The sequence below is a fragment of the Dyadobacter frigoris genome, assembly GCF_005280585.1.
Lineage (GTDB): Bacteria > Bacteroidota > Bacteroidia > Cytophagales > Spirosomataceae > Dyadobacter > Dyadobacter frigoris.
Map to the genome: position 1 here is coordinate 172095 of NZ_SZVO01000019.1, position 7951 is coordinate 180045.

Annotated in this window: 9 protein-coding genes; 8 read left to right on the top strand and 1 reads right to left on the bottom strand. The window is 36.8% G+C overall.

Annotated features, from left to right (window positions below; all coding sequences use genetic code 11):
* Positions 1–2: 2 nt before the first annotated feature.
* Positions 3–1016: a type I glyceraldehyde-3-phosphate dehydrogenase gene (gene gap / locus FDK13_RS30015; RefSeq protein WP_137343711.1), complete on the bottom strand. Its 1014-nt coding sequence runs from the start codon at positions 1014–1016 to the stop codon at positions 3–5.
* A gap of 454 nt (positions 1017–1470) precedes the next feature.
* Between gap and FDK13_RS30020 the strand changes: the two genes are divergently transcribed.
* The 8 genes from FDK13_RS30020 to FDK13_RS30055 form a co-directional block, all read left to right on the top strand.
* A complete protein-coding gene (locus FDK13_RS30020) occupies positions 1471–2286 on the top strand; it encodes a 2,3,4,5-tetrahydropyridine-2,6-dicarboxylate N-succinyltransferase (RefSeq protein WP_137343712.1) in 816 nt (271 codons plus the stop codon).
* Positions 2287–2585: 299 nt separating this feature from the next.
* Positions 2586–3017 carry a helix-turn-helix transcriptional regulator gene (locus FDK13_RS30025; protein ID WP_137343726.1) on the top strand — a complete coding sequence of 144 codons (432 nt, stop codon included), beginning with the start codon at positions 2586–2588 and terminating at the stop codon, positions 3015–3017.
* A gap of 508 nt (positions 3018–3525) precedes the next feature.
* Positions 3526–4125, top strand: a complete 600-nt coding sequence (locus FDK13_RS30030; protein ID WP_137343713.1) for a TetR/AcrR family transcriptional regulator — start codon at positions 3526–3528, stop codon at positions 4123–4125.
* 23 nt (positions 4126–4148) lie between these two features.
* Positions 4149–5279, top strand: a complete 1131-nt coding sequence (locus tag FDK13_RS30035) for an FAD-dependent oxidoreductase (protein ID WP_137343714.1) — start codon at positions 4149–4151, stop codon at positions 5277–5279.
* 572 nt (positions 5280–5851) lie between these two features.
* Positions 5852–6214, top strand: coding sequence for a VOC family protein (locus FDK13_RS30040; protein ID WP_137343715.1), 363 nt, complete (start codon positions 5852–5854; stop codon positions 6212–6214).
* Positions 6215–6224: 10 nt separating this feature from the next.
* On the top strand, positions 6225–6671 hold the full coding sequence (locus tag FDK13_RS30045) for an EVE domain-containing protein (RefSeq protein ID WP_137343716.1): 447 nt from the start codon (positions 6225–6227) through the stop codon (positions 6669–6671).
* The gene (locus tag FDK13_RS30050) at positions 6655–7119 is read left to right on the top strand and encodes a MarR family winged helix-turn-helix transcriptional regulator (protein WP_137343717.1); all 465 of its coding nucleotides are present in this window, start codon (positions 6655–6657) and stop codon (positions 7117–7119) included. The genes FDK13_RS30045 and FDK13_RS30050 overlap by 17 nt, the downstream gene beginning before the upstream one ends.
* Positions 7120–7736: 617 nt before the next feature.
* The coding region (locus FDK13_RS30055) for a transposase (RefSeq protein WP_137339680.1) at positions 7737–7951 on the top strand (215 nt) is incomplete at its 3' end.

The window sequence follows — 7951 nt, forward strand, 5'->3', positions numbered from 1 at the left end:
AATTATTTGCTTATTAAAGTAGCAAAGTAATTAACAGTACGAACTAACTGAGAAACGTAAGACATTTCATTGTCGTACCAGCTCACAGTTCTTACCAATTGAGTATCTCCGATTTTTTGAACTTTCGTCTGGGTAGCATCGAAAAGTGAACCATAGCTGATACCGATAATGTCGCTGCTCACGATTTCGTCTTCTGTGTAACCGTAGCTTTCGTTCGCAGCAGCCTTCATAGCAGCGTTGATTTCTTCTACCGTCGTTTCTTTACCCAGGATAACAGTCAATTCAGTAAGTGAACCCGTAAGAGTCGGTACACGTTGCGCAGAACCGTCTAGTTTACCTTTCAATGAAGGCAATACCAATCCGATTGCTTTTGCAGCACCTGTACTGTTAGGAACGATGTTCTGAGCCGCTGCGCGAGCTCTTCTCAAATCTCCTTTTGGATGTGGAGAATCCTGTGTATTCTGGTCGTTTGTATACGCATGGATGGTAGTCATCAAGCCGTTTACAATCCCGTATTTTTCTTCTAAAACCTGTGCCATTGGCGCAAGGCAGTTAGTAGTACAAGATGCTGCGCTGATAACTGTTTCTGATCCGTCAAGGATATTGTGGTTTACGTTAAACACGACAGTTTTAAGATCACCGGTAGCAGGAGCGGAGATAACCACTTTCTTGGCACCAGCTGTAATGTGCGCCTCAGCAGACTCTTTGCTGGTAAAGAAACCCGTACACTCAAGAACTACATCAACATCATGAGATCCCCAAGGAATTAAAGAAGGATCTCTTTGAGCATATATAACAACGTTTTCGCCATTAACGACGATTGAATTTTCAGTTGAAGTTACTTCTGCATTAAATCTGCCTTGTGCAGTATCATATTTAAGTAGGTGAGCAAGCACTTTAGGACTTGTAAGGTCATTGATAGCTACGATATCGATACCCTCCATGTTATAGATTTGGCGATAAACTAGACGGCCGATACGCCCAAAACCATTGATTGCAACTTTAACTTTTGACATGTGCTTATAAGGATTATGTTATTACGAGGGCAATATTAAGAAAAATGAATGCCGATTTAAAGTATTTAACAGAATAATTGAGTCCTAAATTCCATTAGACAAACTTACGATTAACAATAGTAAGTTAAAACCTATAAACTAAATAAATTAGTATTTTACTAAACTAATTTATTTAGTAATTTTCATATTTACTAAATTGAATAGTTAGTTTTATATTTACGTTTCTTATTTCCCTGATTGGTATTTATTCTATTTTGTCTTAGCCTTTTTATACTTTAAAACTTACTCTTATTGTTTTATATTTGTACCTAGGGGTAGGAGTGTTATAAAGATTTTTAATTAAATCGTTGTATTGTTTATCATGAGTATAATAAACAGATAATACTTTCATTAAAAATCACAACTTACTGCCTTTCAGTTAATTAAATACTTTATATTAATCAATTACTTTAACATGAGCCTTAGTACTCAAATTGAAGATCTCTGGTCAAACAGGGATTTACTGAAAGAGCCAGAAAACATTGAATTCATCAAAAGCATTATTGAAGAAATTGATAAAGGGAGACTTCGTGTCGCAGAACCACAGGAAGATGGCACCTGGTTAGTAAATGAGGCGCTGAAAAAAGCAATCATTCTTTATTTCCCAATCCAAAAGATGGAAGTACTTGAAACTGGGATTTTCGAGTATCATGATAAAATGAAACTTAAAACCGGATACGAAGCACTAGGTGTTCGTGTGGTTCCACCAGCCGTTGCACGTTATGGATCTTATATTTCCAAGGGAGTTATTTTGATGCCTTCCTACGTAAATATTGGTGCCTACATAGATGAAGGAACCATGGTTGATACCTGGGCTACCGTGGGTAGTTGCGCACAGATAGGAAAGAATGTTCACTTAAGTGGTGGCGTTGGAATAGGGGGAGTTTTAGAGCCTGTACAGGCGGCACCTGTTATCATTGAAGATGGTGCTTTTATTGGTTCCCGCTGCATCGTTGTTGAAGGCGCACATATAGGTAAAAGAGCTGTTCTGGGAGCTGGTGTTACCATCACAGGAAGTTCCAAGATCATCGACGTTACAGGGCCTGAGCCTGTCGAATATAAGGGTTTTGTTCCAGCAGATTCTGTGGTTATTCCCGGTACTTTACCCAAGAAATTCGCTGCTGGTACATACCACGTTCCTTGTGCATTGATCATTGGAAAGCGCAAGCCAAGTACGGATTTGAAGACTTCGCTTAATGATGCGCTGAGAGAAAATAACGTTACTGTTTAACTTTCTGCATCGTTTACAATTGCATTTATTAACTTTCGATATTTAATAAATTATAATGCGATATTCTTAATTGAGTATCGCATTTATTTTAAGTTTACATTTGTAAATAGTATAATTCATTATATTTAACTGATTTTAACCAAATTTACATTGTTAAATTCATTAATGTAATTTACATTTGTTACTTATTAATAAATTAAATTTTAATGTTTACAATTGTGTTGTTTACATTAATAAACTAGTTTATATTTGTATGTTGAGTTTTGTAAATATTAAACTGTTTAATAATGTATCCGACGATGGATTTGAACGAAAAGATAAAACAGATACTTGTTGACAAAAATATCTCTCCGTCACACTTCGCGGATGAGATTGGTATACAGCGTTCGAGCATTTCTCATATCATTGCCGGACGAAATAAGCCCAGTCTGGACATTGTTCAGAAAATCATTCGGAGATTCCCGGATTTAGGTATAAACTGGATTTTGGAAGACGAAGATTTACCCGAATCTAAAAGTGAAATAAAGCCTTTCAAAGCAGACAATTACACCTTGAATAATGCTCAAAAATCAGGCATTGCAAGCCTTGCAGAATTGCGTAAAAATAACGGAGCTCAGCAATATCCGGTACAGGAAAATGTAAGCAGCACAAAACCGGCAGTATCTGAAGAGAAAAAAGTAGAGCGAATTCTTATCTTTTATTCGGACGGAACATTTCAGGAATTCAAGTAAATTATGGAGACCATTTATTAACTACATATATAGTTGCTCTTTGTATTTTTGATTTATGAAACTACCTATTTTAGAGCGTTCCGAGTGTGGTCCTAACTTGGGCATAGCAATCGAACCTGATCTTCTTTTTATGGATTTCGGCCAAAGTCGCCCTTGAAAGATAAAAAAAGAGAATTCCACAGATGTGGTAAAATATTAATAAGAATTCGAAGCGGATGTAGTGATCTTTCAATTGAAGAACGTATTAGTTTAATACTAAAAGAAACATCATCCCTTTCAATTATTTCTTAGTACAATTACGAAAAGCCCAATCCGTAATTTATTCTATCTCTAATTCTACACAGAATTTTCTCATTTGAGAAGGCCCGCACATTAGATCTTTTTAGCTACAAAGCAACCTTGATAAAAAGATCTCAAAAAAATATAACAATACAAAGTAAGTAAATGTTTATTTACTTACTTTGTATTGTTATTGAGTCTTTCAATAACTGCCAATATAATTTCTCCCATGAGACCCAAAAATTTAGAAAAAGAAGAAGCAATCCGGACTATTGCTTTACAGATTATTTCAGATGAAGGTCTGGAAAATTTAAGTATGCAGAAACTTGCTAAAGCAGCGAATGTATCGCCTCGAACCATTTATATAAAATACGAAAGCAAGGAAGATTTTCTGATAAAGCTTTTCATTGACGAAGTTTTAGGCTCTTATGAAAAAGGCGTCTTAGAGAATTTCGATGAAAACATGGACTTTTCTGAAGGTGTAAAAAAGATTTGGATGAATACTTTCCGGTATCTAATCCATAACCGGCATTCCTTTGCTTTGCTTCAATATGGAAAATCTTCACCCTTGCTAAATAAGGCATTTCAAAAAGCCAATATCAAACAAGGACAATTCTTTGCACCGATTCACAAATTCCTAAAAATGCATGTCGCAACCGGGAGTATTCGTGACTTTCCCAGCGATGTACACCGTGCTCTTTTGTTCTCACCGCTGCTCGATCTAGTCAATGAATACTTTGATTATCTGGAAAGGCCAGAACAAATTATCACTGAAAAGATGATTTCTGAATGCTGCGAAACTGTGATAAAAGGGATACTGAAAGATTAAAATCATAAACTTTTAATACGAAAATGAGACTTCTGAAAAACAAAAAAATAGCAATTATTGGCGGCGGCCCGGGCGGATTAACGCTCGCCAGACTTCTCCAAATGAACGGAGCTGACGTAAAAGTCTACGAAAGAGATGCCCACAGACATGCCAGAATGCAAGGAGCAACACTGGATCTCCATGAAGAATCGGGCTTAAATGCTCTCAAAGAAGCAGGGCTAATGGACGATTTTTGGGCTAATTACCGTCCAGGCGCTGACCGGCTCAGGATCATAGATAAACACGCAGCTATTATTTATGACGATGCCGTCAACAAGGAAAACGAATCATCACGTCCTGAAATCGATCGCGGGCCGCTTCAAAATATTCTTTTGGATTCATTAAAGCCGGATACCGTTGTTTGGGATAGTCAGTTTCTATCACTTTCAAAACAGGATGATTTCTGGAAACTTGACTTTAAAAATGGCACCTCAATCGTTGCAGATATCGTGATTGCAGCAGACGGAGCGAACTCCAAAATCCGTCCGTATATTACTTCAATTAAGCCTTTTTTCGTTGGAATTACAGTCGTAGAAGGCGCCGTATATAATTCTCCAACCATCCATAAATTGTTGAACGGAGGCAAAATATTCGCGATGGATGATGAGAAAACTTTAATCGTAAGCTCAAAAGGTGATGGCAGTCTGGTATTCTACACCGGAAATAAAACGAATGAAAACTGGGTTCTGGATTGTGGCATTGACTTCTCGAACAAGACTCAAGTGCTGGCCTGGTTCAAAAAAGAATATGTAGGATGGAATAGTGCCTGGGACGAATTATTTGAAAACGCAGGTTCTAATTTTATCCCGAGACCGCAATATTGTATGCCTCTTGACCAGACATGGGAGACTTTACCAAATCTGACCATGTTGGGTGACGCTGCGCATTTGATGCCGCCGTATGCAGGCGAAGGTGTAAATATGGCTATGCAGGACGCTTTGGAATTAAGCCAATGTTTAATAAGTGATAATTTCCCGGATCTTCATGCCGCCATTGCTTCATACGAAAAACAAATGCTAGAAAGATCATCCGAAATAGCGAAGCAAACTTTGGGGTCTACCGAAGCTTTGCATGCATCAGGAGCTATTGAATGGTTCATTTCAATTATAAGTTGAAATGGGAGAAGTTAAGAGATATTATCTATAATTCAAATGGAACAACTATTTGAATTATAGATAATTATATAAATAAACATATTGTAAGGTTAATATGTTAAATACTTTTATTCAGTAAATAAAAGTAATATATGTACCTAAAATATAAATATGTATCAAGCTTTCTTATATTAATAATATGTATAGAAACTAATTTACTTTATATACATATTATTAATATACTACATTTTATATAAATAATACTTTTAAATAATATTGTTTATATTATATCTGACGGACTTCTATGCCCTTTGCTGAATGTTTTGGGGTAGCACAGATGCAAAGAAATTTTCAAGCAAGGGATTCTTCCTAAGCAACAGGACTCCGTGCGAGGCCGGCTGAAACACCTCGAAAGCATACTATATATAATATTCCCGGTGTCCTTGATTATTATAGACTTAGATAAAACGAATCGTCAATCCGTGTGAATATCCCCTAAGACGCCGCCAAGAAGGTAGTATGTTAAAAATAAGTAAAGTATTAGGATATGTTGTCGCATATACTATATTTGCGACAACATAAAAATATATGCGATGAGAAAATTAGAATTTGCATCCCTTCAAGTTAGGGATCTTGAAACCTCGAAAGAATTTTACACCACAAAATTAGGGTTTGAGGAAGCAGGGATTTCCAACCCACAGGCATGTGTTTTTAGATACAATAAGGGTGAGGCAAGTTTTGCCATTAGAACTCCCATTGGAAACCTGGAAGGAAAAGAACTAGGTATTGGAGCCTCACTCTGGTTCGCAATCGATGGAGAAATCGATGACCTGCAGACTCAGTTATTAGCAAAAAATGTGATATTGCTGGGACCGGTCCAGGTAACACCTTTTGGGAAAATCATTATTGCCAAAGACCCCGACGGATACAACATTACCTTTCTGCAAGCAAACTAATCGTATCGATATGACCGGGGATACAAAATACTGGATCATCGTGGCATCGAAGGACCATGTCAAAAGCGCGCAGCCCCTGGGCATTGCCCAGGCCTGCCATGGAAAGGTATCGCCTTTGAAAAGAATGCGTAAAGATGATTTCATTATCTATTATTCGGGAAAACAGACACTGAGAAGACCCGAGGTGTGCCAGGAATTTACCGCTATAGGAAAGGTTATGGATGATGAAATTTATCAATTTCCAGTGTCCGAGGATTTCTGCCCCGCAAGACGTAATATTGAATTTTTGCCAAGTGGAGATGTTTCCATTTTGCCGTTAATTTCCGGACTCAATTTTATTCACGACAAGAAAAACTGGGGATATCCATTCCGTTTTGGTCTCCTTGAAATTGACAGGCATGACTTTGAACTGATTTCTTCACAGATGCAACAACAAGACTATGCCCAAAAGAATTGAATTTCATTTTAAAAAGCCAGAAGACAGTCCGGGTTATCTTCTGGGTCAGCTAACCATGTTATGGCAGAGAAAACAAAAGCGTGTCTTAGATCCTTTGGACCTGACGCATACCCAGTTCGCACTACTCTGTGCGCTAGCTTGGTTATCCAGGGAAAATGATAAGGTTACGCAGGTGGATATAGCCAATCAGGGAAATGCTGACAGGATGATGGTGTCAAAGGTATTGAGGACATTGGAAGAGAAGAACTTCATCACTCGCAATGAGCACCCGACAGATACCAGGGCGAAAACGATCAAACTAACCCCGGATGGAGAAATGATACTGCAAAAAGCCATTATATGTGTGGAAACTGCCGATCTTGATTTTTTTCACAAGTTCGGGACAGATCTGACGACCTTTAATTCAACGATGGCGGCACTTATCGAGCAGAACAACAAAGAAGTGTAAATTAAAGTCAATAGGATTAAGCAATTGGAAACTATGTTTGTTTTGCACCGAATAACAAGAATACTGATAATCAGTATTTCATGGAGCAAATTGGACTGGCGCAATAACCTAAGTTATATATTAATCAGGAAGGTTTTTTATTACTGCCTCGGAACTTCCTTATTCGGCATTCTGCCAAATTGATTTATTGCAAGATCTGGCAATAAATTTAAATCAGATAATCATAGCATAATAAAAAATGTACCATTGAGTAATTAAAGCTCAAAAGGTCAAATTTACTCTGTTCATAAAATAACTCATAGAATTCAACGCAAATGCTCTTATTTTTAAGTATAATATTCAAGCAGCCATCATCATTATACATATAAGAATAGATAATTTTTCATACTTCCAAATTTTTAAGATACAACGGAAAAGTCCTTTCTCAATATAAATTGGTTTTACAACCAAACGCAAATCACTCAAAATTAGATAAATAAAATCTTAATTAACTTCATAAAAGTCTTATTTAAAGATAGATACAATAAAGTACTTATAAGAGTATGTTTTGGATTGTATTAAACTAACAATGAGAGCCAGTCGTTAAACTTGTTGAATCTCACCTCAAACAAGTTTTAATGAAAACGAATTTCACAGAAATGACTGACTCTCAATGGCAATTTGTAGAAAAAATAATTGACAACAAAAGATCAAGAAAACATTCCTTGCGAACCATAGTAAATGCCATATTATGGTTAAATGAAACTGGTGTTCAATGGCGGAATATAGATAGCAAATATCCTGCTTGGCAGACAATTTACTATCATTTTAGGCAATTTAAACTACGTGGGAT

Bases quoted from the DNA above. Each gene is read 5' to 3' on its own strand.
- gap (WP_137343711.1), bottom strand. From the start codon at position 1,016: ATGTCAAAAGTTAAAGTTGCAATCAATGGTTTTGGGCGTATCGGCCGT.
- FDK13_RS30020 (WP_137343712.1), top strand. From the start codon at position 1,471: ATGAGCCTTAGTACTCAAATTGAAGATCTCTGGTCAAACAGGGATTTA.
- FDK13_RS30025 (WP_137343726.1), top strand. From the start codon at position 2,586: ATGGATTTGAACGAAAAGATAAAACAGATACTTGTTGACAAAAATATC.
- FDK13_RS30030 (WP_137343713.1), top strand. From the start codon at position 3,526: ATGAGACCCAAAAATTTAGAAAAAGAAGAAGCAATCCGGACTATTGCT.
- FDK13_RS30035 (WP_137343714.1), top strand. From the start codon at position 4,149: ATGAGACTTCTGAAAAACAAAAAAATAGCAATTATTGGCGGCGGCCCG.
- FDK13_RS30040 (WP_137343715.1), top strand. From the start codon at position 5,852: ATGAGAAAATTAGAATTTGCATCCCTTCAAGTTAGGGATCTTGAAACC.
- FDK13_RS30045 (WP_137343716.1), top strand. From the start codon at position 6,225: ATGACCGGGGATACAAAATACTGGATCATCGTGGCATCGAAGGACCAT.
- FDK13_RS30050 (WP_137343717.1), top strand. From the start codon at position 6,655: ATGCCCAAAAGAATTGAATTTCATTTTAAAAAGCCAGAAGACAGTCCG.